The following is a 24,219-nucleotide window of genomic DNA, read 5'->3' on the forward strand; positions in this document are numbered from 1 at the left end:
CCCCGTCAAGACATCTACCTGCAACAGCTCCGTAACGGAACGCGGAGGCGACACCGACTCGGGCGCGTCGATAGCGGACCGGCGCAGAGGACGCGACCCGACCCGAGCGTCGAGCCGTCCCGACTTCCCGCTGCGCGGCGACCCCGGCGCCGCCGGGGCGCGGCGACGATCACACCCGCCGCCGGAGGACGCGACGGCGAGGTCCGGACGGGACAGGTGGCGTGACGACGGCGTCATCCTCGCGTGGCTGCGACAGCGTCGCCCCACGACCACGATCGGCTTGCCGATGGATTGTCAGCGATAACATCGACAGCGCCGATGCTCGCGCATGATCAGACCTGCCAACCGGACTGTCGCCACGTCCGAGCCCATGACCCGCGCTCCGGTGCTCGGCACCCGATGCCGGCCGCCGACCTACATCGAATGTTATCGATAACATTCGATGTTCCGCCGTGCGCGAACCGCGCGGAGCGTGGTGATCGACTCCAGGTCGACGATGTGGCGAGCCAGGCCCGGGCACGCCGATGGCCCGGCCCACCTGGGCCGGGCCGTCGGATGTCGGGTCAGACCGTCCGGCTGCGGTTGTAGAGCGCCCTGGCCCACCAGAAGCAGGCCACCGTGATGACGGCGCACCAGGCGACCGCGAGTAGCCCGTTGGCACCGATTCCCGTGCCGAGCAGCAGGCCGCGGAGCGTCTCCATGACCGGGGTGAAGGGCTGGTAGTCGGCGAACAGGCGGACCGGGGTCGGCATCGAGTCGGTGGGGACGAAACCGCTGCCGAGGAACGGCAGCAGCACCAGCGGCATGGGCAGGTTGCTGGCCGCCTCGACGCTCTCGGTGACCAGGCCGAGAGCCACCGACAGCCAGGTGACGGCGAAGGTGACCATGACCAGCACGCCGATCGCGGCGAGCCATTCGACGGCGTTGGCGGTGGGACGGAACCCGACCAGCAGCGCCGCGCCGGTGACGCCCGCGAGGCCGAGCATCGTCTGGAACATGCTGCCCAGGACATGGCCGGTGAGGACCGACGGTCGGAAGATCGGCATGGTACGGAAGCGGGCGATGATGCCCTCGGCCATGTCCATGGCGACCGAGATCGCGGTGCCCTGCGCCGCGCTGGCCACCGTGATGAGCAGGATGCCGGGGGTGACGTAGTTGGCGTAGTCGGCCCGACCGCCGGCAGGCCCGAGGCCGGCGCCGAGTGTGCCGCCGAAGACGTAGACGAAGAGCAGCAGCAGGATGACCGGGATGCCGACGAGCATCAGGGTCAGCGAGGGGTAGCGGCGCATGTGCAGCAGGTTGCGCCGCAGCATGGTGTTGGAGTCGCGTAGGGCGAGGGTGAGGGTGCTCATCGCGCTGAAGCCCTTTCGTGGCCGGGTTGGCCGGCTCGGGTGTCGGGTTGGCCGGCTCGGGTGTCGGGTTGGCCGGTGAGGGCGAGGAAGACGTCGTCGAGGTCGGGGGTGTGCACGGCGAGGCCGGCCACGGTGATGGAATCCCGGTCGAGGTCGTCGAGGAGGGACCGCAGCGAGCCCACTTCACCGTCGCTCGGCACCTGGAGGGTCAGCGCGGCGTCGTCCCGGGTGGCGGCGGTGAACGTACGGGCCGCCGAGTCGAGCCCCTGCTGGTCGGCGAAGCGCAGGACGACGTGACCGCCCGGGATGAGCCGCTTCAGCTCGTGCGGGGTGCCCTCGGCGATCAGTCGGCCGTGGTCGAGGAAGGCGACGCGGTCGGCGAGCTGGTCGGCCTCCTCCAGGTACTGGGTCGTCAGCAGGATGGTGACGCCCTCGGCGACGAGCGCCTTGATGATGTGCCACATGGCGCGGCGGCTGCGCGGGTCGAGCCCTGTCGTCGGCTCGTCGAGGAAGATGACGCGGGGATCGCCGACCAGCGTCATCGCGAGGTCGAGTCGACGGCGCATGCCGCCGGAGTACGTCGCGGCCGGCTTGTCCGCCGCTTCGCCCAGGTCGAACTGGTCGAGCAGGTCGGCGATCCGTCGGCGACCCGCCTCCCGGTCCAGGTGACACAGGTCGGCCATGAGGTGCAGGTTCTCCCGGCCGGTGAGCAGGTTGTCCACGGCGGAGAACTGGCCGGTGACACCGATCGACTCGCGTACGGCGTCGGCGTCGCGGGTCACGTCGTGCCCGAGGACGCGGGCGAGGCCACCGTCCGCCGGTAGGAGGGTGGAGAGAATCTGCACGGTGGTGGTCTTGCCGGCGCCGTTGGGGCCGAGCAGCGCGAAGATCGTGCCCTCGGTGATCATGAGGTCGATGCCGTCGAGCACAACCTTGTCGCCGTAGGACTTGCGTAGGTCGGTGGTGACGATCGCGGGCTTCCTGCTGCCGTTCATGGTCTCCTCGCTTGCGGTGGGGGTCGGGGCGGGTCAGGCGCGGCGGATCGTGATGTCGCCGTACGAGGTGTTGGCACGGATCTCGACCGTCTCGTCGGTCTCGGCCGGACCGTCGGTCGTCTCGAGGGCGTTGTGGACGCGACCGTGTCGGGAGCTGACGTCGAGCCAGGCGGCGGTGCCCCGCCGGACCCCGACCTCGATCGCCCCGTAGGAGGTCTGCGACTCGATCGACCCGCGCACGACCTCGCCCAGCCGCACGTTGCCGTAGGCGGTCCGTGCCACCACCGAGGCCGTCGGCGCGTCGACGGTGATGTCGCCGTACGCGGTGTTGATCCGGACGTCACCGCCACTGCTGCCGATCCAGCAGTCACCGGACGAGTTCTTGATCTCGGCGGTGCCGTCGACCGCGCCGAGGCGCACCTTGCCCGACGATGCCTTCACCCGGGCGGAGCCGGTGACGCGCTCCACCGCGACCTCGCCGTGACTGCTGTCGATCTCCAGCGAACCGGTCTCCTCCAGGCGGATCGTGCTTCCGGTCTTGATGCGGCACTCGCCGAGCCGCCCCTCGCCACGGAAGACCGCCCACGCCGCCTCGGCATGCAGCCGGCTGCCGCTCGGCACCTCGATCAGCACGTCGACGGACGGTCCGGAGCCGAAGCCGTACCGACGCCAGCTCTTCGGCACCCTGATTCGCAGCTGCCCGGCGGCGAACTCGACCGTGGTCTGCTCCGCCGCGCTCACGTCGGACTTGCTCGACGGGTCACGGGGCCGCACCCGTACCACGGTGTCGGTGCGGTCGGTCGCGGCGATCCAGGCGTCCCCGATGGGCAGCTCGACCTGGACGGAGATCGGTTCTGGTGTGTCGAAAACAGGCATGGTGGTCTCCCGGGAGGGTGTCAGCGAAGGCGGAAGGAGGTGCGGGCAGGCGCGGTTCAGCGCGCCCAGCCGGTGACGTGCTGGCCGGACCTCGGGGGTTCCGGCCGGCGTGGCGGCTGGCGGTCGGGGCCGCCGGCCCCGACGGCACTGGCGACGGCGCGCACCAGCCAGGCATTGACGGACAGCCCGGCGCGGCTCGCGGCCTCGTCGACGCCTGCCTTGAGGTGGTCGGGAAGGCGGAGGTTGATCCGGGACGTGCCGCCCTCGTCACCCTCGGGCGGCACCAGCGGCGCCGGGGCCGCCGGCGGTTCACCGGCCTGGCCCGGCCCATCCGTGGGCGGGGTGGCGGGTGCCACCACGAAGTCGGGCTCGCGTCCGCGCAGCCGGACGTGCACCGACCCGGGGGCGAGATCGCGGGTGATCTCGTCGGCCGCGTCGGAGAGCGCTTCGAGCAGCGTGAGGTGAGTCGCCGCTTCGAGTTGGGTGAAGAGCCGTTCGGCCAGCACCCGACCCTCCGGGTCCACGCCCTCGGCGGCCACGGCGAACTCGTTGCGCAGATTCTCGACGTACGGCCTCAAGTCCATGGCACCATGATGGCATCACTTTGGCTCAGAATGCAACAGGAATGGCTCACTCTGCTGCCATGGCTACCATCGCCGCAGGTCACCGTCGGTGCGCCGGCCCTCCGAAGGCGCGGCGGACCAGCCGGTTCGCGACCTCCTGACTCAGCCCGGTGGCCACCAGCAGGTCACTTGTCGTCGTCCGCACCTGCGCCACCACGACGGCACCGGAGAAACCGACCCCCTCGCGGTAGGCGTCACCAGCGGCGCAGACCGCCGCGAGAGCCCGCTCCCGCGCCTGAACGGGTTCCCGACCGGCGGCGAACTGCCGCTTGAGCAGGCGTACCGCCTCGGCGAGGTCGGCGACGGCCGTGGGCATCCGTTCCGGGACGGACTCGCCGTCCTCGATGAGTGTCACCACGCGACGGATGAGTGTTCCCGAGTTGCGCATCGCCCGGTCGATCGGCTCCGCCGTGTGCGCGTACCGGGCCACCGGCCCCTGCCGCTCGTGCCAGTGCACGGGCGAGAGGGTGCTGGCCTCCCGGGCACCCTGCGTCGCCTCGACGAGGGCCCCCAGCTCGTCCTTGTTGTCGCGCAACTTCGCCCGGGCCGTCAGCGCGCGGGCGATGTCACGGTCGGCCAACGCACCGGCGGTGGCCTCGAGCTGGTCGCTGAGCAGGTCCAGCGCCGGTCGGGCGGCCCGGTTGAGCACCCGCAGCGGGCTCAACGGCAACAGGACGGCGGTGACCAGCAGCGCCATGGTGCCCCCGACGAGGGCGTCCACGAAGCGGGGAATCTCCAGGTCCCGCACGGACGGACTCAACGTGGCGATGAGCACGGCCGTGGCCCCGGCCTGGATCACCACCGCCGCGCTGCCGGCGAGGAACAACGCGACCAGGATCGCCAGCACGACCATCAGCGCGAGCTGCCACCACCCGGTGCCGACCACCCCGAGCAGCAGGTCACCGACCAGCACCCCCACGGTGACACCGATGATCAGTTCGATGGTGCGACGCAGGCGTTGACCGACCGACGCCGCGAGGGTGGAGACCGCGGAGATCGGCGCGAACACCGGCTGCGTGACGTGCAGCACCTGGTGCGCCACCAGCCAGGACAGCGCCGCGGCAAGGCCGGCCTGCAGGGCCAGACCGCCGATGCCCCGAACCCGCCGCCCCCGGGCCCGCAGCGTCTCCGACAGCCGGCCCCACAGGCGGGCGACGGTCGACGTCGGGCCGGACTGCGCTCCCACGCCGGCGCGTGCCGGCGCGTCCCCCTCCGTACCGGGTCGACCGGCAGCGACCATGGCGGGCGGCTACCCCGCCGTACCCCGATCAATCCTGGCCGCCGGGCACGACCACGCGGGTCCGTGCCCGGCCGGCGTCCGACGGCGGGTCGCGCTCAGCGCGCGGCGAGCGTCTTCTCGGCGTACGCCCAGAGCTGGTCCGCCGCCACCGGGTCCACCGCGTGGTCCGCGACCCCGTCGGTGGCGTCGGGTCCACCGGGAACCACAGCCATCTCCTGGTTGTCGACGAAGTACCGACCGCCGACACCGTCGAGCAGCGGCGACGCGGCGAGCAGGACCGTGGTCGACGCACCCTGGGCGGGCGTCTTGTAGTAGTCCGGAACCACGAGGTCGCCCGCCTCGTCCATCGCCCCGAACGCGCGCATCGTGGCGTCGTCGAGGTGGCGCTGGAGATTGGTGTGGATGTACCCGGGGTTCAGGGCGTTCGCGGTGATCCCGTCCGCCGACCACCGCCGGCTGACACCCACCGCCAGCAGGACGTCCGCCGCTCGAACTGGGGATCCTCGACGTCGAACGGGGCGCCCAGGTGCGCTCCGGAGCTGACCACCACGACCCGCGCCGCGCCGGCTGCCCGCAGGTTGTCGTGCAGTCCGACGGCCAGCGCGAAGTGGCCCAGGTGGTTGGTCGCGAGCTGGAGCTCCCAGCCCTGCGCGGAGAGCTGACGGGTCGGGAGCGCCATGGTGCCGGCGTTCGCGACCAGCGCGTCGAGCGGACCGTCCCAGGCGGCGACGAACGCGTCGACCGACGCCAGGTCGGCGAGGTCGAGCACGGCCGCCGGACGCTGCCCCGGGTGGCGGCGTCGGCGAATCCCTCGACGAGCCCGGCCGCCCGGGCCGGGTCGCGGACCGCGACGGTGACCTCCGCGCCGGCGTTGGCCAGGGCGCGGACCGTCTCGACACCGATGCCGGAGGCGCCACCGGTGACGATCATTCGACGCCCGGTCAGGTCCACGCCATCGAGGATCTCGTCGGCGGTGGTGCGGGCGGTGAAGGGGACGTGCTGGCGCTGCTCGGCGCCACCGCGCACGTATCCGCAGGCCTGGTCGCCGGCGGGCGCTGGGCGGTGCGGTTCGAGCCGCCCGCCGGCCCCAAGTTCAACGCCATCCGACGCGGCCGCTGCTTCCTCCAGGTCGAGGGCGACTGCTATCTGTTGACCCGGCCGGTGGCGTACACGCTCCTCAGCGACTCCGACGCGCCGGTCCAGCCGGCGTACCCGATCTTCGCGGCCGCCGCCGACGGCGTGGCGCACGCCGGTGAGGGCGACGACATGTTCCTCATCGGCGGCGCGTTCTCGCTCGGCGAAAGGGGGCGCAGCGGTCGAACGTCGCGTCGTCGAACGTCCACCTCGGCGATGCCGTCTGCCAGATCAGCCGGGCGAAGTCGCGGCGGTTGCGGTCGTACCCCTGCCGGCCGCGCTTGGTGGCGAAGTAGTACTGGTACCACCAGGAGAACTCGGCCTTCGGCGGCAGCGGCGTACGGCCCGACTCCTGACCGTCGATCAGGTAGCCGCTGACCGACACCAGACCGGAACAGCGCTCGGGCCACAACGCGGCCACGACGTCGGCCGTCCGCGCGCCCCAGTCGAATCCGGCCAACTTCGCGCTGTCGATGTCGAGGGCGTCCAGGAGAGCGATGAGGTCGAGTCCCATCGCGGCCGGCTCGCCGTTGCGGACGGCGTCGTCGGCGAGAAGGCGCGTCGTGCCGTAACCCCGCAGGTACGGCACCACGACCCGGTGGCCGGCGTCGGTGAGCAGCGGCACGACGTCGACGAAGCTGTGGATGTCGTACGGCCAGCCGTGCAGCAGGATCACGGGCGGCCCGTCTGGCGGCCCGGCATCGACGTACCCGACGTTCAGGACGCCGGCGTCGAGCTGTCGCACGTCATCGAACACCGCCATGGAACCGGTCCCCTTCGTCGCCTGGTCGAGGCTGTCGGGCGCATCCTGAGTGCGCCGACCCCGCCCCCGGAGCAGCGTAGGGAGCCCCGGGTCGCCCGCGAGCGGCTCGGCAAGGACGTCAGGGCCGTCCGGCGAATGGCTAGGATGCGGTCGCTGCCAGACCGGATGCGACGCTGGTCGTAGGGTGGTGAGATGGCTGAGCGATCCCTGACCCTGATGGCGGTGCACGCGCACCCCGACGACGAGGCGACGAGCACCGGCGGCGTCCTCGCCCGGTACGCCGCCGAGGGCGTCACCACGGTCCTCGTGACCTGTACCGACGGGCGGTGCGGCGACGGGCCCGGCGGGGTCAAGCCCGGCGAGCCCGGCCACGACCCGGCCGCCGTCGTGGCCATGCGCCAGGCCGAGCTGGAGGCCAGCGCCGCCACGTTGAAGGTCACCCACCTGGAGACGCTCGGCTATGGCGACTCCGGGATGATGGGTTGGTCGACGAACGACCAGCCCGGCTCCTTCTGGACGACGCCGGTGGCCGAGGCCGCCGACCGGCTGGGCGAGTTGATCCGCCGGTACCGACCCGACGTCATCGTCACCTACGACGAGAACGGGTTCTACGGTCACCCCGACCACATCCAGGCGCACCGCATCACCATGGCCGCCGTGGCACAGACCGACGTCCCCGCGAAGGTCTACTGGACGACAGTGCCCCGGACGGCGTTCGCGGAGTTCGGCCGGGTGATGAAGGAGCTCGGCATCGAGTGGGCCGACCCGGACGAGTCGTCGGACATGCCCGAGTTGGGTCTTCCCGACGACGAGATCACCACCTGGGTCGACACCCGCGACCACGGTGCCCAGAAGTTCGAGGCCCTGGCCGCGCACGCCAGCCAGACCGAGAACATCTTCTTCCTCCAACTCGGCCAGGAGCGGTTCACCGAGCTGATGGGCGTGGAGACCTTCGTCCGGGTGCGGGACAGCACCGACGCACCCGTTCCCGAGGACGACCTCTTCGCCGGCCTCCGCTGACGCGTACCCACGCCGGGCGGGTGGGCCGGCTACCGTCTGCGGTGTGCGGGTGGTGGTGGCGGAAGACCTGGTGCTGTTGCGGGACGGGTTGATCCGGCTGTTGGAGGCACACGGTTTCGAGGTCGTCGCCGCCGTGGGCACCGGGCCGGATCTGCTGACCGAACTCGTCAACCGTCGACCCGACGTGGCAGTGGTCGACGTACGGCTGCCTCCGACGTACACCGACGAGGGTCTGCGGGCCGCGCTCGCGGCGCGGGCCGAGGTGCCGGGCCTTCCGGTGCTGGTGCTCTCGGCCTACGTGGAGCGGCTGTACGCGCGGGAACTGCTGGCCGACGGCCACGGCGGAATCGGTTACCTGCTCAAGGATCGGGTGTCCGACCTCGGTGAGTTCGTGGACGCGGTCCGCCGGGTCGCCGCGGCGCCGACGCGAGCCGTGGCACCGGCCTACGCGGTATCACCGGCCGGCTCGACGCCATCGACGCCCGCCTGTTGGTCGACAGTCCGGTCGGCGGCCCGACGCGGGTCACCGTCACGATTCCGATCGAGCCCGAATGATCGGCGCGGGCACGCACCCGTCGTCAGGACGTCACGGCCGACTGTCCGCTGCGGCTGCCCGGCCCTGCGACCTGCCCCGGCCGAGGCGTCAGTACGCGGGGACCGGTCTCGGTGACCGCGACGGTGTGCTCGGAGTGGGCCGAGCGCGAGCCGTCCGCGGATCGGATCGTCCAGCCGTCCTGGTCGAACTTGATCTTATCGGTGGTGCGGCAGAACCACGGCTCGATCGCGACCGTCAGGCCCGGCTTGAGTGTCATGCCCCGACCGGGACGGCCGTTGTTGGGCACGTGCGGGGCCTCGTGCATGGTGCGGCCGATGCCGTGCCCACCGAACTCGTTGTTGACCTGGTAGCCGTAGCGGTGGGCGACCTCGCCGATGGCGGCGGAGATGTCGCCGAGTTGGTTGCCCGGCCGTGCGGCACCGATGCCGGCCTCCAACGCGACCTCGGTGGCCTCGATCAGCTTCAGGTCGGCCGGGGCGGGGGTGCCGACGACGACGGACAGCGCCGAGTCGGCGGCCCAGCCGTCGATCTGGACCGCCATGTCGATGCTCAGCAGGTCACCGTCGCGCAGAACGTAGTCGTGCGGCAGGCCGTGCAGCACGGCGTCGTTGACCGAGAGGCACAGGACGTTGCGGAAGGGCCCACGACCGAAGGACGGTGTGTAGTCCCAGTAGCAGGAATCGGCACCCCGCTCCGAGATGCGGCTGCGGGCGTGGTGCTCGATGTCCAGCAGGTTGACGCCGACGGCGGCGACCGCCCGCAGCTCGGCCAGCAGCTCACCGACGAACTGGCCGGTCACGGCCATCCGATCGATCTCCGCGGCGGACTTCAGCTCGATCACGATCAATCCTCCCCATCCGATGCGGTATATTTATACCACGTCGCCCGGACGACCAGCGGGTCGACATTGCCGGTCCACGAGGGCGGAACTATCCTGCTCACATGGTTCGGCCACCACTCACTCCGGCACAGATCGCCGCGGGGCAACGCCTCGGCGCGGCGCTCCGGGTCGCACGAGGCAGCCGCAGCCTCGTCGAGGTGGCCCTGGCAGCCGGCATCTCACCGGAGACCCTGCGCAAGATCGAGGTGGGTCGGCTTCCGGCACCGGCGTTCGGCACCGTGGTCTGCCTCAGCGAGGTCCTCGGTGTCGCACTCAGCGACCTCGCCGAGGTGTGGCTCGCCGACCTGGGCGTCCGCAGAGCGTCCTGAGCGCTCGACCGGGGCACGCCGGTGGCCGTCTGCCGTGGGAGGTGAGCGACCGATGAGCAGCAGCGCCCTCGACATGGATCCCGAGAACCTCCGCGACGTCGCCCGCGACATCGACACGCTCGCGAACCGCATCCACGCGGTCGGAGCCCTGGTCGCCGACGAGACGTCCCCTGCCTCCGTCCTCGAGTGGGTCGACGAGCTACCGCGGATCAGCGAGGACCTGCGTCAGGTCGCCGACGCCATCCGTACCGTCGTGGGTTCGGTCTCGGTCGCCGACGACGAGATGGCGCGCCGGTTCGCGCACCGTGGTGACGGATGACGACCGACGACACGGCGGCCCTGCCCTACGCGCGGTTGGTGGCCGCGCCGCCGACCGGCGACGCGGACCGGGGCGAGCGATGGAGCCAGGCCGCGCAGGCGCTCGGCGAGGCAGCCGACGAACTCCGGCGGCTGCATCGCCTGCTGGCCGGGCACTGGCGGGCAGGATCGGCCCAGCAGGACACCGACGAGGCCCTTCGGCGGCTGGCGCGCCACCTCGACGACGCGCACGACGCGTACGCCCGGATCGCCGGCGCGGTCACGGCTCGCGGCGACGACCTGACCCGGGCGCGTCGGCTCGCTCTCGCGGCGGCCGCCGACGCGGGCCTCGCGGGGCTGGTGGTCACGCCGCAGGGTGAGGTCGTCCCCGCGTCCGATGCGGCCACCACCGCGCCGATGGCGGTGCGTGCGGCGGCGAGCCGACTGACCGCCCGGATCGCCGACGCGACGGACCAGGCGGCCGCCGCCGAGCGGCGCGCATCCGAGGAGTACGCGGACATTCCCGCGCCGCGCCCCCGCTGATGCGCGGCGGTGGTCAACCCGGCCCGACCAACGCCGTCTGGATGAGCTGCTGACCGTCGCTGCGGCGCACGAGCGTGCCACGACCCGGCGGCTGTGGACTGGGCCGCAGCTTGCCCACGATCGGACCCTCCTCCCGGTTGCCGGACATCAGCAGCAGCGGCGAGTCGAGTTCGCGCAGGCGTTGCAGGACCGGCTCGTAGAGCGCGCGGGCCACGCCACCGACCCGGCGCGTGACGATCAGACGCAGGCCGATGTCGCGGGCCTGGGGCAGCAGTTCGAGCAGGGCGCTGACCGGGTTGCTGCCGCCCGAGGCGACCAGGTCGTAGTCGTCGATGAGGACGAAGAGGTCCGGCCCCTTCCACCAGCTCCGCTCGCGCAGCTGCGCGGGGGTCACCTCCGGGCCGGGCAGCCGGTGCTGCAGCGCGCTGCGAATGGACATCATGCTCTCGCCGAACACCTTGTTCGACGCGGCGTAGTCGAGCAGGTGATCGCCCTCGACCGCGCCCAACAGGCTCCGTCGGTAGTCGGCGATCACCAGTCGTGCCTGGGCCGGCGTGTACCGCTCCACGATGCCCCGGGCGATCAGCCACAGCAGGTTGCTCTTTCCACACTCGGCGTCGCCGAAGACGGTCAGGTGCGGCTCGACGGCGAAGTCGAGGTTGACCGGTGCCAGCGCGGACTCGTTGACGCCGATGGGCAGCCCCGGCGCGGACCGGTCGACGACCTTGGCCAGCTCGGCGACGGTCAGCTTCTGCGGCAGCAGACGTACCTCCGGGGCCGCGGGGCCCGGCCAACTCGCCGCCACCTGCCGAGCCAGCGCCACCGACGCCTCGCCGAGGTCCTCGATGTCCTGCCGCCCGTCGATGCGCGAGAGCGCGGCGAGGAAGTGCATCTTGTCGGGCGTCACGCCGCGACCGGGCGAGCCGGCCGGCACATTCTGAGCGGCGCGCCGGTCGATCTCCGACTCGGCCGCGTCGCCGAGTCGCAGTTCGAGTCTGGTGCCGAGGAGATCGCGCATGGCGATCCTGATCTCTGCCCAGCGCACGGCGGTGACGACCACGTGGACACCAAAACCCAACCCCCGGTTGGCCAGGTAGGTGATGGCCTGTTCCAGCTCCTCGTAGTCCTGACGAAGGGTGTTCCAGCCGTCGACGACCAGGAAGATGTCACCGAACGGGTCGTCGGCGAACTCGCCGGCCGCCCGCCGACGCCGGTAGTCGGCAATCGAGTCGACGCCCTCGCGCGCGAAACGGGTCTCCCGGTCGTCGAGGGCGGCGACCACCTCGGCCACCGTCCGGCGAACCCTCTCGGTGTCCCGTCGCACGGCCACCCCGGCCACGTGCGGCAGCTCCCACAGGCTCCGCAGCGCGCCACCACCGAAGTCCAGGCAGAAGAACTGCACCTCGCGCGGGGTGTGGGTGAGAGCGAGCGCTGCGACCATCGACCGCAGCAGGGTGCTCTTGCCGCTGAGCTGCCCGCCCACGATCACCACGTTGCCGCCCGACCCGGCGAGGTCCACCATCATCGGCTCACGGCGCTGTTCGTAGGGGCGGTCCACCACGCCGACCGGCACGGAGAGCCGACCCCGGCCGGCCCACTCCGCGGTGCACAGCCCGAAGTGCGGGTGCAGGCTCAGGGGTGGCAGCAGCTCACCCAGGGTCGGCGGCTCGGCCAGCGGCGGCAGCCAGACCTGGTGCGCCGGGAGCCCCCGGCCACGTAGCTGGTTCACCACCAGGTCCAGCACCGTCGCACCGGGTTCGGCCGGAGCGGTGCCCGGGTCGGCATTGCCCAGGCTGGGCGGTCGCGACACGTAGGTCGCCCGGAACCGCACCATCGTGGAGTTCTCGGTCTTCAGGTAGCCGTGCCCCGGCGCGTTGGGCAGCTCGTGCGCGTACGGCACGCCGAGCACGATCCGGCTCTCCACCGCCGAGAAGGTCCGCAACCCGATCCGGTACGACAGGTGCGTGTCCAGACCGCGCAGCTTGCCCTCCTCCAGGCGCTGCGAGGCCAGCAACAGGTGCACACCCAGCGACCGACCCAACCGGCCGATCATCACGAACAGGTCGATGAAGTCCGGCTTCGCGGCCAACAGCTCGCTGAACTCGTCACAAATGATCAACAAGCTCGGCATCGGCGCCAACGGCTCCCCGGCCGCCCGCGCCTTCTCGTACTCGAACCGCGAGACGTAGTTACCCGCCGCCCGCAGCAACTCCTGCCGCCGCACCATCTCACCCGCGAGCGCGTCACGCATACGGTCGACCAGCGGCAACTCGTCGGCCAGGTTCGTGATCACCGCGCTGGTGTGCGGCAACGCCTCCAACGAGGCGAACGTCGCGCCACCCTTGAAGTCCACCAGGACGAAGTTCAGCTCCTCCGACGGGTGGCGCGTCGCCAGCGCCGCGACGATCGTCCGTAGCAACTCGCTCTTGCCGGAGCCGGTCGCGCCGATGAGCAGGCCGTGCGGTCCCATCCCCGCCCGGGCCGACTCCTTCAGGTCCAGCACGACGGGCTGCCCGTCCAGCTCGAACCCGATGGGTACCCGGAGGTGCTGCTCCGAACTCACGGTGGCGGCAGCGCCCTCGAAGGCCGCAAGCGCTGCGTAGTCGGCGAACCCGAGGATCTCCAACGCCTCGTCCCGGGACTCCCAGGCGGCTCGCGCACCCGAGGAGTCCCGGGACACCGGCGGCAGCCCCCACGCCTGGGCGATCATGGAGATCATCGGCGTCGCGCCGTTGGAGACCGCGACGCCGAACTCCGCACCGAGGTCCGGGTCGACGTCGGTCACGGTCAGCTCGGGAAGGGCGATGCGGAACGTGCGCCGCCCCTGGATGGCCCAACCGGGCATCGACAGGGGCAGGCGGGCGGCATGGTCCGGGTCGACCCTCGACTCCCGCGGATCCGACAGGCGGGTCTCGATCCGCAGCTGCGGCAGCTCGATCAGCTCCTGCGGAATGGACCGCCAACTGCGCTCGACCACGGCGAGGTGGAACCCGTACCCCAGGCCCTTGTTGGCGAGCTCGACGACCCGCCCGGTGAAGTCGGGTTGCAGCGCGACGAAGTCCTGCCATCGGTCCACGACGAGGAAGATGTCCGGCTGCGGGCCCTCGTCCAGGCTGCCGCGTCGCGCCCGGAGACTGGCCGGTGACTCCAACTCGTGCTCACGGAACAGGCGCTTGCGTCGCAGCACGTCGGCCTCGAGCTGGCTCAGCAGCTTGCCCAGCTCGACCACCTGGTCGTCGCCCAGGACCGTCTCGACGTGCGGCAGCTTCCGCATCGGGCCGAGCCAGTTGCCACCCGATTCGAGGCAGTGGAACACGACCTCGTCGGCCGAGTGGGTGAGCGCGAGCCCACTGATGATCGTACGGAGCAGGGTGGTCTTGCCCATCCCGGGACGCCCCACGATCAGCAGGTGCCCCTCCGACGAGGCGAGATCGAGCGTGACCGGTTCCCCGCTCGGCTGGTCGAGGCGATGGTGCAGGCCGACCGGCACCGTGAGCGGCCCACGCTGACGCCACTCGACGGCGCACAGCTTCACGTCCTCCCGGGCCCGCAACGGGCCCAGCAGATCACCGAGACGCGGATCGCGAGGGTCGCGCGGATCGCGCGGCCGGTGATGGCCGTCGCGGGACAACGCGATGTGCACCTCGCTGCTCGCGCGGCCGAACTGGCACGGCGACTGCTCGGTCGTCCGCTTGGGCAGCTCCAACTGCACGTACCGCCACAGGTCCTCGGGGGTGATCCGGCCCCGACCGGTCAGGTCGGCCGCGCCGGTGCTCAGGCCCTCGATGATGGTCTCGGTGAAGGCGGAGCGTTGCCGGGGCGTGGCGGCCGTCGCCGGTTGCCCGTCGACGGCGCGCTCGACGGCGTTCGTCGCGGTGATGACGTAGCGGCCGTCACCGGTCTTCAGCTCCCCGTCGAGATCGAGATCCGCCGGAGACTTGGCCTGGTCGAAGGCGCCGCTGTAGCAGCAGTCGAGCAGGAGGACCGAACTGGCGGCCTCGGACTCGTCGAGCAACTCGTGCACGAAGGACGCGGATATCGACGTCGACGACAGGCAGTCGACCTCGGTGTTGGCGACCGCCAGGTAGAGCCGGCCCCGCTTGCCGCGGCGGATACCGTGCCCGGAGAAGTAGAGCAGGATCAGGTCTTCCGGCCCGGCGCTGCGCAGCATCGTCTCCATGGTGCGCTCCACCGAGCTCTTCGACTCGTTCTCCAGCAGTACGGTGCGGTCGAAGGCCCCGATGTTGGCGTCGGCCAGCAGACTCTGCAGGTCACGAGCCTCCTCTCGCGGCGCGTAGAGGTCGGCCAACGAGTCGTCGATGTAGCGGTCGTTGGCGATGAGCAGAGCCAGGCGCTGTCCCATCGTCTACCCCCCGTCACCGCCGCGGCGCTCGCCCGGGGCGATCACGGCCTGCTCGGAGCCGGACGAGGCGAGGGCCGCGTCGGGCCGGTGCGGCGTCTGGATGATCCGCGCCAGCTCGGCGACGAGGAGTGGATCGTCGATCCGGGTGCTTCCCGTGATCACCAACTCGGTCTCGCCGCTGCGTACGGTGATCGACCGCGCTCTGGTCCGTTCGGTGTAGGCGATCGCGACCTGGACGATCGCGCGCATCGTGGTGGCCGAGAAGAGACCGCCCACCACCAGCATTCCCAGCTCCCAGGCCTCGGGCGACTTCCTCCCCGGACCGGGTACGGGACCGGACGCCGGGGTCACCCGTATCCGGGAGACCGCCCGCAGGTCCTCGGCGAGCCCCTGGGTGAGGGTGTCGAGTCGTTCGGCGGGCATCGGGTGCTCCGGTTCCACGACCATCGTCAGCTCCACCGTCGCCACCCCTTCCGGCACCCGTCCGCCCACCCTCCACATTCAACACCAGCCCGGCACCTCGCTCATTCCCCGAACAGGAGCGGCGGCCCGTGGACCCGGACGACGGACGGCAGATCCACCGACGGTCGTCTATGGACAGGGCGGCCTGTTAACGCTAACGTAACGACGGCCGTTGATAACTGACCGTCACTAGGCCCTCTACCTGCTGGTCCTGGTTGCGCGGTCGACGTCGTTCGCGGCGCGGGCAGGTGGAGCGTGGCCGGCACGGGACGGCCCGAGATCACCACCGGGCGACCCGCGCCGAGGGCCGGACGATGGATGCCTGACCACGGGCGCCCCCGGGTCGGCATCACCCCCTGCGGCCAGGAGCCGTGGTCGTCCATCGGCCCCCGCGCGTCTGCTCCACACCACAGCCACCGTCACCGCCGACCGCCGCGCCCCCGGGCCGGGTGGTGGGCGGCGACCGTAACGCCGCGTACCCGTCTCCCGTGGTCCGCCGACCACACCGTCCGCACACGCCTGCCCGGCGCCGGACAGCTCGGGAGTCGCCGTACGCGCCCGCGGACCGGGCCACGTCCCGCCGTTCCCCCTGCTCAGAGTCCGGGCCCGAGCAGGGGGAACGGGTCGCGGTCCAGCACACCCTCACCTCTCACCGTCAAGGAGAGCACGTGCGACTCAGACAACTCCGCCGCCGGCGTCCGGCGCTCGCCGCCGTGGCCGCCACACTCGTGCTCACCGGCGCCGCCACCATCCAGACCGGTGCCTCGGCGGCCGCAGCCGGGTGCCAGGTCACCTACGCGGTCAACTCGCAGTGGCAGGACGGCTTCGGCGCCAACGTCACCATCACCAACCTGGGGGATGCCGTCGACGGATGGCGACTGACCTGGAACTTCGCCGCCGGCCAGACCGTCACCCAGCTCTGGAACGGCAGCTACACACAGGCGGGTAGCCAGCTCACCGTCACCAACGTCGCCTACAACGCCAGCATCCCCACCAACGGCAGTACGAGCTTCGGCTTCAACGGCAGTTGGACCGGCAGCAACCCGACGCCGACCTCCTTCGTCCTCAACGGCACGACCTGCAACGGCGTGGTGGACCCGACCACGCCGCCGCCGACCACGCCACCGCCCACCACGCCGCCGCCGACGACTCCGCCACCACCCACCACCCCGCCACCGACCACGACACTGCCCTGCGACATCTACACGGCGGGCGGCACTCCCTGCGTCGCGGCGCACAGCACCACCCGCGCCCTGTACGCCTCCTACAACGGTTCGCTCTACCAGGTGCGCCGTTCGTCGGACACCACCACCCGCAACATCGGCGTGCTCAGCGCGGGCGGGCGGGCCAACTCCGCGACCCAGGACAGTTTCTGCGCGAACACCACGTGCGTCATCACGGTGATCTACGACCAGTCGGGGCGCGGCAACAGCCTCGGCTACCAGGGAGCCGGGGGCATCGGTGGCGCCGTACAGCCCGCGGTCGCGACCCGGGAGTCGTTGACTGTCGGCGGAAACCGGGTCTACTCGCTCTACATCAACGGCAACAGCAGCTACTGGCGTGACGGGCACCTGACCGGCATCCCGACCGGCGCCGCACCCGAGGGCATGTACATGGTCACCAGCGGCACGCACGTCAACAGCGGCTGCTGCTTCGACTACGGCAACAGCGAGACCACCCGCCGCGCCGACGGCCGAGGCACGATGGACGCCATCTACTTCGGCACGAGCTGCTGGTTCGGTGGCTGCTCCGGCAGCGGCCCCTGGGTGCAGGCCGACCTGGAGTGGGGTCTGTTCCCGGGCGGCAGCAGCTCATGGAACCCCAACCAGCGGGCATTCAACAGCAAGTTCGTCACCGCGACGCTGAAGAACAACGGCACGACGCGCTTCGCCATCAAGGGCAGCAACGCCCAGTCCGGAAACCTCTACACGCTCTGGGACGGCTCGCTGCCCTCGGGCTACAACCCGATGAAGAAGCAGGGCGCCATCATCCTGGGCAGCGGTGGCGACTGCTGCATCGACAACTCCAACCAGAGCGTCGGCACCTTCTACGAGGGCGCCATGGTCGCCGGCTACCCGTCCGACGCGACCGAGAACGCGGTGCAGGCGAACATCGTCGCCGCCGGCTACCGCTGAGAGTGCGTGGCCGCCGCCGCACCGCGCGGCGGCGGCCACGAGCGGGCGCGCACGCACACACGGCCCGGCCCGAAAGTGGTCCCGGGCCGGGCCGCGCGAGGCGTCCAGGCCGCGCGCCCGCCCGCATTCATCGGGTACGACCTCAGCCGCGCGTCCACTTCTGACTGTTGCCGCCGTTGCAGGCGGCGAGCACCACCTGGGTGCTGTTGGCCGTCCCACCGGCGTTCGGCGAGAGGCACAGACCGGACTGCACACCGGTGACGGAGCCGTCGGTGTTGAGGTTCCACTGCTGGTTGGTTCCACCGGTGCAGTCCCAGATGATCACCCGGGTTCCGGCGGTCGTCCCGGCGCCCTCGGCGTCGAGGCACTTGTTGCCGTACACCTGGAGCTGCCGGCTCGCGGTCGCGGCCCACTGCTGGTTGGCGCCGGAGTTGCAGTCCCACAACGCCACCTGGGTGCCGTTGGTCCGGGACTGCGCCGGGACGTCCAGACAGCGGCTGGCGGCGGAGTTGCGCAACGGACCGGTCGTGCCGCCCGGGGGCGGGGTCGTCGGGGGCGGGGTCGTCGGGGGCGGGGTCGTCGGGGGCGGCGTCGTCGCGCCGGTGGTGTCGAAGCCGAGGAACCGGATGGCCTGCGCGGCGTCGAACGGGATGGAGTGGCCGTAGCCCTGGAAGCTGATCGCCTCGACCGGCGCGGTGCCGCCGGTGCCCCCGTAGCGGGTGCGGGTGGCGCTGGTCTGCGGGTAGTCGGTGTAGCTCGGGGTCTGGGAGACACCCTGTACGTTGGTCCACTGCTTGATCTGCTCGCCGAAGTTGACGTAGCTCAGCGTGGTGTCCGTGGTGCCGTGCCAGATCTGGAACCGGGGACGCTTGCCCGTGTAGCCGGGGTACGCGTTGCGCACCAGATCGCCCCACTGCTGCGGGGTTCTGACGATCCGCCCGCCGGAGCACTCGCTGTTCCACTCGGCGCCGTTCGTGGTGGCGAAGCAGCCGAACGGGACGCCGGAGGAGCTGACTCCGGCGTTGAACAGGTCCGGGTAGAGACCGACCATGACGTTGGTCATCATGGCGCCCGAGGAGAAGCCGGCGACACCGATACGGTCCGGGTCGACCGGGTAGCGGCTCCGGACGTAATCGATCATGGACTTGAGGCCGACCGGGTCGCTGCCACCGTCACGCCGCAGAGCCTGCGGGGAGGAGACGTCCCAGCACTTGCTGCTCCGGGTGACGGACGGGTAGATCACGATGTAGCCGTAGCGGTCGGCCAGCGTGCTGAGTCCGAACCCGTTGTGCACGGCCGGGCCGCTGCCGGTGCAGTAGTGCAGGGCGAGCAGGAGAGCCGGGCGGGCCGCCACCCGGTCCGGCACGTACAGGTGCATCTGTAGGTTCGTCGGATTGGTGCCGAAGTTGGTCACCTGGGTGAGCGTCGCGGCCGACGCCGGGGTGGCGACCGTGACCACGGCCGTCATCGTCGCCAGAGCCGTCGCCAGCGCCGCGGCCAGCAGTGCGAACCTCGTTCTCATGGGCGGTTCCTTCTCGGTCGGTGGCAGCGGGTGGTGGAGGTGCCGCACGGGAAGGACGTCCGGACCGGTCGTCCGGGAGACGTTCACGGGGGCGTGCGACGTCGGCCGCGCGTTGCCGGCGGCTGTTGACAAGTCCTGAAGCGACGTCCACATGCCCTGGGGGACGTCGGGAGTGCGAGGTCCGAAGCGGTTGGCTCGCCCGGTGAGCCGTCGATGCTGTCGTCCTCCACATCGACTGTGAGCGATAACATCCTGTTCGTCAAGCCGTGTCGAAGGCGGCGTGGGCGCTCGACCGGCGCGCCTGTCGAGGTGTCAGCCCGCGCGGCGACGCCGATCGGCGGCAGGCATCATGTCGGCGTGAACTCAACCCTGGCCGCTCTGCTCGGCTCCGCGATCACCGCCTTCGCCTCACTCCTCGTGGTGGGGGTGCACAGTCGGGTCAAGCGGCGGCAGCGCGAGCGGGCCGAGCTCCAGCGGGCGTACGTCCTGGTGCTGTCCGGCGCGCTGCGCCTCGCGCACAAGGCCGAGGCGTTGCGGCAGACCGGGTACTGGCGGTCGGGTCTGCCGGAGGCGGGCAACGGCCTGCTCGGCGGGCACAAGCCGCTGGGGCCGATGGCGCTGCACGACTGGCTGACCCGGGACATGACCACGGTGGAGGCCGCCTGGTCGGAGATCTGGACGCGCGCGGACCAGGACGGCGTCGCCCTGGCCAACGGGCTCATGACCGCGTACAACGCCGTACTGGCCGCCGCGTTGCAGGCCAGCGGCAGGGAACCGTTCGAGGCGTCGGACGAGATGACCATCGCCAGCCGCCGCCTCGGCGAGGCACGCCGGCATCTCGCCCTGCACGCCCGCCGGGTCGTCAAGCTGGGCCCGCGCGACATCGACCTGTTCACCGAGCGCGAGCACGGCGTACCGGTGGGCTGACGTACCGCGCGGTCGGCGCCGACGGGTCACCGGGCCGGTCGGCGGCGGTCGGCGGCAGTCGGGGGCGTCGACGCGGACAGCGCCGGTCGCGGAAGGGCCGCCACTGTCCGTGACGGTGGCGGCCCGTTGGTGTGTCGGACGTCAGCGCCGCTCGGGTGCGACCTTCGACGCGGCCTCCGTGGAAACCTGGTCGATCGCGGGTGCCCCGTCGACCGCGTCGGCGGCCACCGCGACCGACGTGGCCGCGTCCGGCAGGTCGAGACTGGTCCGCAGGGTCACCGGCCTGAGCAGGAGCGCGGCGATGACGCCGACCACCCCGATGGCCGCCGAGATGAGGAAGATGTGTCCGGTGGCGTCGCCGTACGCGGCCCGCACGATGTGCTGGACCCCGTCCGGCAGCGCGGTGATGTTGAGGTTGCTGTCGCCGCCGCTGCCGGAGGTGGGGATACCGGCGGCGGTCAGGTCGCGCGTGATCTGGTCGGTGACCCGGTGGGCGAGCACCGCGCCGAGCACCGAGACGCCGACGGCGCCGCCGAGTGACCGGAAGAACGCGACGTTGGAGCTGGCCGCGCCGATGTCCTTGAGGGCAACCGTGTTCTGGACGGCGAGGACGAGGTTCTGCATGGTCATGCCGACGCCGGTGCCGACGATGAACATGCCGATGCCGACCAGCACGAGAGACGTCTCGTGGTCGATGGTGCCGAGCAGCCCGAACCCGGCGACGAGGATGATCGAGCCGGCGACGATGTACGGCTTGATCCGGCCGGTCCGGGTGATCAGCCGGCCGGCGATGATCGAGGAGCCGAGGACGCCGGCCATCATCGGGATGGTGAGCAGGCCGGCCTCCGTCGGGCTGTAGCCGCGGCCGATCTGGAAGTACTGGCCCAGGAAGACCGCGCCGCCGAACATGGCCATGCCGACCGCGAGGCTGCCCAGGATGGCCAGGGCGGTGGTGTGCTCGCGCACGATGCTGAGCGGGACGACGGGTTCGGCCGCCCGCGACTCGACCCAGACCGCCAGGGCGAGCAGGAGGAGTGAGCCGGCCACCATTGTCGCGCTCTGCCACGAGACCCAGGCGAACGAGCTGTCGACGAAGGAGATCCAGATCAGCAGCACGCTCACGCCGGCGGCGATCAGGCTCGCACCCAGGTAGTCGATCTTGACGTTGTCCCGCCGGAACGTCGGTAGGTGCAGGGTCACCTGGAGCAGGATCAGCGCGATGACGGCGACCGGCACCCCCACGAAGAAGCACCAGCGCCAGCCGAGCCAGGACGTGTCGACGATGAGTCCGCCGAGCAGCGGGCCACCGACTGTCGCCACCGCCATGACGCCGCCGAGGTAGCCGTTGTAGCGACCCCGCTCGCGCGGCGGGATCATGGCGGCGATCGCCACCTGGACGAGCGCCTGGAGGCCGCCGACCCCGATGCCCTGGAACGCGCGGGCCGCGATGAGCTGACCCGCGCTCTGCGAGAAGCCCGCGATGACCGAGCCCAGCAGGAAGACCACGATGGCGACCTGGATGAGGAGCTTCTTGCTGAACAGGTCGGCCAGCTTGCCCCAGATCGGGGTGGTGGCCGTCGCGGTGAGCAGGGTGGCGGTGACCACCCAGGTGTACTGGGTCTGGGAGCCGTTCAACGCGCCGATGATCTTGGGAAGTGCGGTCGAGACGACCGTACTGCTCAACATCGCGACGAAGAGCACCAGCAGCAGGCCGCTGAGCGCCTCGAGGGTCTGCCGATGGCTCATCGGCTCGGCGCCGGCCGTGGTGGTGGGTGCGCTCATCGCGCGACCTCCCGCTCGTCGTGGGTTCCGAAACGACAACCAGGGGTACGCGGGTGACGTGCAGTGGGCATCCGCACACCTGAGTTGGTTGCCTCACGCAAGCATCTACCGATCTTGCCCATTCGGCAAGTTTGCCCATTGAGAAGCCGATCACTCGACGTACGCTGACGGCGATGGACGAGATCACCGGCCTACGGGAGCGCAAGAAGGCAGCCACCCGCCTCGCCCTGCACGAGTCAGCCCTGCGCCTCGCCGCCGAGCAGGGCCCCGACGGCGTGACGGTCGAAGCGATCGCCGACGCCGCCAACGTCTCCCGGCGGACGTTCTCGAACTACTTCTCCAACAAGGAGGAGGCGCTCTTCTACGGCGACACGCTGCGCCTGCGCCGACTGTTGCAGTTGGTGCGTGAGCGGCCGGACGGCGAGCCGCCGTGGACCGTGCTGAGCCGGGCGGCCGAGCACTTCACCGCGGAGACGTCGCGCGAGCGCGACCACGGTTGGCTGACCCGACGTCGACAGTTGCGCGGGCACCCGGGCCTGGCCGCGCACCAGGTCGCGGCGTACACCGCGATCGAGCGCGAGTTGGCCGCCGAGCTCGCGCAGCGTCTCACCGGTGCGGAGGTGGCGCTGCGCGCCCGCCTGTTGACCGCTACCTTCCTGGCCGTCCTGCGCGTCGCCATCCAGCACTGGATCGACCACCCGGGCCACGACCTGCTGGAGATCGTGCGAACCGCGCTCAGCGAGGTCGCTCCCCCGCCGGCCGCAGGGCCGGCGGGGGAGCCGAGGTCCTGATCGGCGTCAGCGGTAGCCGGCGCCCACCACATTCGCCTGGACCGCGTTCTCGGTCGCGTCGGACGGGTAGCCCGCGACCATGGCCCCTTCGTAGAACGTTCCGGCGCTCAGGTTCGCGCCTCCGTCGGGCTTGCAGCAGTCGCCGCCGCTGCCCAGGATGATCGCGCCCTGCTTCTTCATCGGGCTGTAGCCGGACGGCAGGGAGCCGTCCCACAGCGTGTAGAGGCTGCCCGACTGCGCGTCACTGCCCTTCATCGCGAAGCGGGACGTGCCGTTGTTCTTCAACGTCGCCGTGACGAACTTGCTGGTGAACGCCCGCTGGTTCGGGTTCCACGAGCTGCTGCCACCCGGGAACAGACCCCATTCCAGGTCGGCCTGCACCCACGGACCGCTGCCGGAGCAGCCACCGAACCAGCACTGCTTGCCGAAGTTGATGGCGTCCATCGCGCCGGCGGCATCGGCCTTACGCGTCGTCTCGCTGTTGCCGTAGTCGAAGCAGCAACCACTGTTGACGTGCGTGCCGCTGGTGACCATGTACATGCCCTCCGGCGCGGCACCGGTCGGTACGCCGGTCAGGTGCCCGTCACGCCAGTAGCTGTTACCCGGGTTGATGTAGAGCGAGTACGCCTTGGTGCCGCCCACCGTCAGGGACTCGGTGGTCGCGGTGGCCGGCCTGCTCTGCGGCGAGCCCGGAACCACGCTCGACCCCTGGTACCAGAGGTCGTTGCCGCGCCCGGACTGGTCGAACACGACAGTGATCACGCAGGTCGTGCCGGAGCAGAACGAGTCCTGCGTCGCCGCGTTGGCGGTGCCGCCCGTGCCGGTCAGACCGATGTTGCGGGTGGTGTTGTCCGACGAGCGTCGGACCTGGTAGAGGTTGCCGGCATACGCCGCGTAGAGGGCTCGCGTCGTGCTGTGGGCCGCCACGCACGGGGTGCCGCCGGAGGCGTAGATGTCGCACGGGCGCGCGCCGCTCGGCGGTGGGGTCGTCGTCGGTGGGGTCGTGGTCGGCGGAGTCGTGGTCGGTGGGGCGGTGGGCGAGGTCCACTGTTGGTTGGCGCCGCCGTTGCAGGCCCAGAGGATCAGTTTGGTGCCGTTCGCGGTGGCCGCGCCGTTCGCGTCGAGACACAGCCCGGACTGCACACCGGTGATGGTGCCGTTGCTGTTGACGTTCCACTGCTGGTTGGTCTGGCCGTTGCAGTCCCAGATGATCGCCTGCGTGCCGTTGGTGGTGCCTCGGCCGGACGCGTCCAGGCACTTGTTGCCGTACACCGAGAGCTGCTTGCTCGACGTCCAGGTCCAGGTCTGACCGGCCGCGCCGTTGCAGTCCCACAGCTGGGCCTGAGTGCCGTTGGTCGTGCTGGAGTTGGGAACCTCGACGCATCGACCGGACGGGACGCCGACGATCGTGGTGCTCTGCCCGGGCACGATGGCCGCCGCCATGGCGGCGGCCTCCGCGGCGGACGACGAGGCACCGGCCGTCGCGCCGACGGTGACGAGGACGAGGGCGCCGGCCACCGCGCCGGCCAGGACGGCCAGGCGCGGGAGACGACGTCTCGGGATGGGTTCGCGGGCCAGGCCGGGCCCGGATGGGGACGGGGTACGCACGGGATGCTCCTGGAGAGTCGT

At 71.1% G+C, this 24,219-nt stretch carries 22 protein-coding genes and 1 pseudogene; 9 read left to right on the plus strand and 14 right to left on the minus strand.

The features are described from left to right. Positions 1-563: 563 nt before the first annotated feature. From ACGFH9_RS27670 to ACGFH9_RS27700, 7 genes are all read right to left on the minus strand, one after another. A complete protein-coding gene (locus ACGFH9_RS27670; RefSeq protein WP_393224835.1) occupies positions 564-1,352 on the minus strand; it encodes an ABC transporter permease in 789 nt (262 codons plus the stop codon). Beyond that, on the minus strand, positions 1,349-2,347 hold the full coding sequence (locus ACGFH9_RS27675; RefSeq protein ID WP_393224837.1) for an ATP-binding cassette domain-containing protein: 999 nt from the start codon (positions 2,345-2,347) through the stop codon (positions 1,349-1,351). The genes ACGFH9_RS27670 and ACGFH9_RS27675 overlap by 4 nt, the downstream gene beginning before the upstream one ends. A 33-nt stretch (positions 2,348-2,380) precedes the next feature. Continuing rightward, complete coding sequence (locus tag ACGFH9_RS27680; protein ID WP_393224840.1) at positions 2,381-3,223, minus strand: DUF4097 domain-containing protein; 843 nt, start codon at positions 3,221-3,223, stop codon at positions 2,381-2,383. Positions 3,224-3,279: 56 nt separating this feature from the next. Continuing rightward, positions 3,280-3,807, minus strand: a complete 528-nt coding sequence (locus ACGFH9_RS27685; protein WP_355248127.1) for a hypothetical protein — start codon at positions 3,805-3,807, stop codon at positions 3,280-3,282. A gap of 79 nt (positions 3,808-3,886) precedes the next feature. Next, positions 3,887-5,086 (minus strand): aromatic acid exporter family protein, encoded by a 1,200-nt coding sequence (locus ACGFH9_RS27690; RefSeq protein WP_393224843.1) that lies wholly within the window; start codon positions 5,084-5,086, stop codon positions 3,887-3,889. A 95-nt stretch (positions 5,087-5,181) separates the two neighbouring features. After that, a complete protein-coding gene (locus ACGFH9_RS27695) occupies positions 5,182-5,553 on the minus strand; it encodes a hypothetical protein (protein WP_393224846.1) in 372 nt (123 codons plus the stop codon). Continuing rightward, entirely contained in the window at positions 5,502-5,855 is a 354-nt protein-coding gene (locus ACGFH9_RS27700) for an SDR family NAD(P)-dependent oxidoreductase (RefSeq protein ID WP_393224848.1), read from the minus strand. Before ACGFH9_RS27700 ends, ACGFH9_RS27695 begins: the two co-directional genes overlap by 52 nt. Before the next feature lie 227 nt (positions 5,856-6,082). Here ACGFH9_RS27700 and ACGFH9_RS27705 point away from each other — a divergent pair. Continuing rightward, positions 6,083-6,331 (plus strand): annotated as a pseudogene (locus tag ACGFH9_RS27705) (cupin domain-containing protein); the annotation flags it as partial. 28 nt (positions 6,332-6,359) lie between these two features. Here the strand turns inward: ACGFH9_RS27705 and ACGFH9_RS27710 are convergent. Continuing rightward, on the minus strand, positions 6,360-6,983 hold the full coding sequence (locus tag ACGFH9_RS27710) for an alpha/beta fold hydrolase (protein ID WP_393224851.1): 624 nt from the start codon (positions 6,981-6,983) through the stop codon (positions 6,360-6,362). Between the two features lie 192 nt (positions 6,984-7,175). Between ACGFH9_RS27710 and ACGFH9_RS27715 the strand changes: the two genes are divergently transcribed. Continuing rightward, positions 7,176-8,003 carry a PIG-L family deacetylase gene (locus tag ACGFH9_RS27715; protein WP_393224854.1) on the plus strand — a complete coding sequence of 276 codons (828 nt, stop codon included), beginning with the start codon at positions 7,176-7,178 and terminating at the stop codon, positions 8,001-8,003. Positions 8,004-8,046: 43 nt separating this feature from the next. Continuing rightward, positions 8,047-8,673: a response regulator transcription factor gene (locus tag ACGFH9_RS27720; RefSeq protein WP_393224857.1), complete on the plus strand. Its 627-nt coding sequence runs from the start codon at positions 8,047-8,049 to the stop codon at positions 8,671-8,673. Here the strand turns inward: ACGFH9_RS27720 and map are convergent. Then, a complete protein-coding gene (gene map, locus ACGFH9_RS27725; protein WP_355625025.1) occupies positions 8,582-9,400 on the minus strand; it encodes a type I methionyl aminopeptidase in 819 nt (272 codons plus the stop codon). The genes ACGFH9_RS27720 and map overlap by 92 nt on opposite strands. 101 nt (positions 9,401-9,501) lie before the next feature. Between map and ACGFH9_RS27730 the strand changes: the two genes are divergently transcribed. From ACGFH9_RS27730 to ACGFH9_RS27740, 3 genes are read left to right on the plus strand one after another with little or no spacing between them, the layout of a single operon-like run. Next, positions 9,502-9,768 (plus strand): helix-turn-helix transcriptional regulator, encoded by a 267-nt coding sequence (locus ACGFH9_RS27730; RefSeq protein WP_355248177.1) that lies wholly within the window; start codon positions 9,502-9,504, stop codon positions 9,766-9,768. Positions 9,769-9,820: 52 nt separating this feature from the next. Next, on the plus strand, positions 9,821-10,087 hold the full coding sequence (locus ACGFH9_RS27735; RefSeq protein WP_393224862.1) for a hypothetical protein: 267 nt from the start codon (positions 9,821-9,823) through the stop codon (positions 10,085-10,087). Beyond that, a complete protein-coding gene (locus ACGFH9_RS27740) occupies positions 10,084-10,608 on the plus strand; it encodes a hypothetical protein (protein WP_393224865.1) in 525 nt (174 codons plus the stop codon). The genes ACGFH9_RS27735 and ACGFH9_RS27740 overlap by 4 nt, the downstream gene beginning before the upstream one ends. Before the next feature lie 13 nt (positions 10,609-10,621). On the opposite strand, the gene eccCb is transcribed toward ACGFH9_RS27740, so the two are convergent. Both eccCb and ACGFH9_RS27750 read right to left on the minus strand, forming a co-directional pair. Then, positions 10,622-14,971, minus strand: coding sequence for a type VII secretion protein EccCb (gene eccCb, locus ACGFH9_RS27745; protein WP_393224867.1), 4,350 nt, complete (start codon positions 14,969-14,971; stop codon positions 10,622-10,624). 3 nt (positions 14,972-14,974) lie between these two features. Continuing rightward, positions 14,975-15,463: a hypothetical protein gene (locus tag ACGFH9_RS27750; protein ID WP_393224870.1), complete on the minus strand. Its 489-nt coding sequence runs from the start codon at positions 15,461-15,463 to the stop codon at positions 14,975-14,977. A gap of 638 nt (positions 15,464-16,101) precedes the next feature. Between ACGFH9_RS27750 and ACGFH9_RS27755 the strand changes: the two genes are divergently transcribed. After that, a complete protein-coding gene (locus tag ACGFH9_RS27755; RefSeq protein WP_393224872.1) occupies positions 16,102-17,568 on the plus strand; it encodes an arabinofuranosidase catalytic domain-containing protein in 1,467 nt (488 codons plus the stop codon). A gap of 142 nt (positions 17,569-17,710) precedes the next feature. Here the strand turns inward: ACGFH9_RS27755 and ACGFH9_RS27760 are convergent, their stop codons facing one another. After that, the gene (locus ACGFH9_RS27760) at positions 17,711-19,090 is read right to left on the minus strand and encodes a PHB depolymerase family esterase (RefSeq protein ID WP_393224875.1); all 1,380 of its coding nucleotides are present in this window, start codon (positions 19,088-19,090) and stop codon (positions 17,711-17,713) included. 357 nt (positions 19,091-19,447) lie between these two features. Between ACGFH9_RS27760 and ACGFH9_RS27765 the strand changes: the two genes are divergently transcribed. Further along, positions 19,448-20,017, plus strand: a complete 570-nt coding sequence (locus ACGFH9_RS27765; protein WP_393224877.1) for a hypothetical protein — start codon at positions 19,448-19,450, stop codon at positions 20,015-20,017. Positions 20,018-20,158: 141 nt separating this feature from the next. Here ACGFH9_RS27765 and ACGFH9_RS27770 read toward each other — a convergent pair whose 3' ends face one another. Then, positions 20,159-21,799 (minus strand): MDR family MFS transporter, encoded by a 1,641-nt coding sequence (locus ACGFH9_RS27770; RefSeq protein ID WP_393224880.1) that lies wholly within the window; start codon positions 21,797-21,799, stop codon positions 20,159-20,161. Between the two features lie 173 nt (positions 21,800-21,972). Here ACGFH9_RS27770 and ACGFH9_RS27775 point away from each other — a divergent pair, with 173 nt between their 5' ends. Continuing rightward, positions 21,973-22,590: a TetR family transcriptional regulator gene (locus tag ACGFH9_RS27775; protein WP_355248345.1), complete on the plus strand. Its 618-nt coding sequence runs from the start codon at positions 21,973-21,975 to the stop codon at positions 22,588-22,590. Positions 22,591-22,596: 6 nt separating this feature from the next. Here ACGFH9_RS27775 and ACGFH9_RS27780 read toward each other — a convergent pair whose 3' ends face one another. Next, positions 22,597-24,198: an arabinofuranosidase catalytic domain-containing protein gene (locus ACGFH9_RS27780; RefSeq protein ID WP_355248342.1), complete on the minus strand. Its 1,602-nt coding sequence runs from the start codon at positions 24,196-24,198 to the stop codon at positions 22,597-22,599. Positions 24,199-24,219 lie beyond the last annotated feature (21 nt).

The sequence above is a fragment of the Micromonospora sp. NPDC049102 genome (genome assembly GCF_043197485.1).
Classification (GTDB): domain Bacteria; phylum Actinomycetota; class Actinomycetes; order Mycobacteriales; family Micromonosporaceae; genus Micromonospora.

Bases quoted from the DNA above. Each gene is read 5' to 3' on its own strand.
- ACGFH9_RS27670 (WP_393224835.1), bottom strand. From the start codon at position 1,352: ATGAGCACCCTCACCCTCGCCCTACGCGACTCCAACACCATGCTGCGG.
- ACGFH9_RS27675 (WP_393224837.1), bottom strand. From the start codon at position 2,347: ATGAACGGCAGCAGGAAGCCCGCGATCGTCACCACCGACCTACGCAAG.
- ACGFH9_RS27680 (WP_393224840.1), bottom strand. From the start codon at position 3,223: ATGCCTGTTTTCGACACACCAGAACCGATCTCCGTCCAGGTCGAGCTG.
- ACGFH9_RS27685 (WP_355248127.1), bottom strand. From the start codon at position 3,807: ATGGACTTGAGGCCGTACGTCGAGAATCTGCGCAACGAGTTCGCCGTG.
- ACGFH9_RS27690 (WP_393224843.1), bottom strand. From the start codon at position 5,086: ATGGTCGCTGCCGGTCGACCCGGTACGGAGGGGGACGCGCCGGCACGC.
- ACGFH9_RS27710 (WP_393224851.1), bottom strand. From the start codon at position 6,983: ATGGCGGTGTTCGATGACGTGCGACAGCTCGACGCCGGCGTCCTGAAC.
- ACGFH9_RS27715 (WP_393224854.1), top strand. From the start codon at position 7,176: ATGGCTGAGCGATCCCTGACCCTGATGGCGGTGCACGCGCACCCCGAC.
- ACGFH9_RS27730 (WP_355248177.1), top strand. From the start codon at position 9,502: ATGGTTCGGCCACCACTCACTCCGGCACAGATCGCCGCGGGGCAACGC.
- ACGFH9_RS27735 (WP_393224862.1), top strand. From the start codon at position 9,821: ATGAGCAGCAGCGCCCTCGACATGGATCCCGAGAACCTCCGCGACGTC.
- ACGFH9_RS27740 (WP_393224865.1), top strand. From the start codon at position 10,084: ATGACGACCGACGACACGGCGGCCCTGCCCTACGCGCGGTTGGTGGCC.
- eccCb (WP_393224867.1), bottom strand. From the start codon at position 14,971: ATGGGACAGCGCCTGGCTCTGCTCATCGCCAACGACCGCTACATCGAC.
- ACGFH9_RS27760 (WP_393224875.1), bottom strand. From the start codon at position 19,090: ATGAGAACGAGGTTCGCACTGCTGGCCGCGGCGCTGGCGACGGCTCTG.
- ACGFH9_RS27770 (WP_393224880.1), bottom strand. From the start codon at position 21,799: ATGAGCGCACCCACCACCACGGCCGGCGCCGAGCCGATGAGCCATCGG.
- ACGFH9_RS27775 (WP_355248345.1), top strand. From the start codon at position 21,973: ATGGACGAGATCACCGGCCTACGGGAGCGCAAGAAGGCAGCCACCCGC.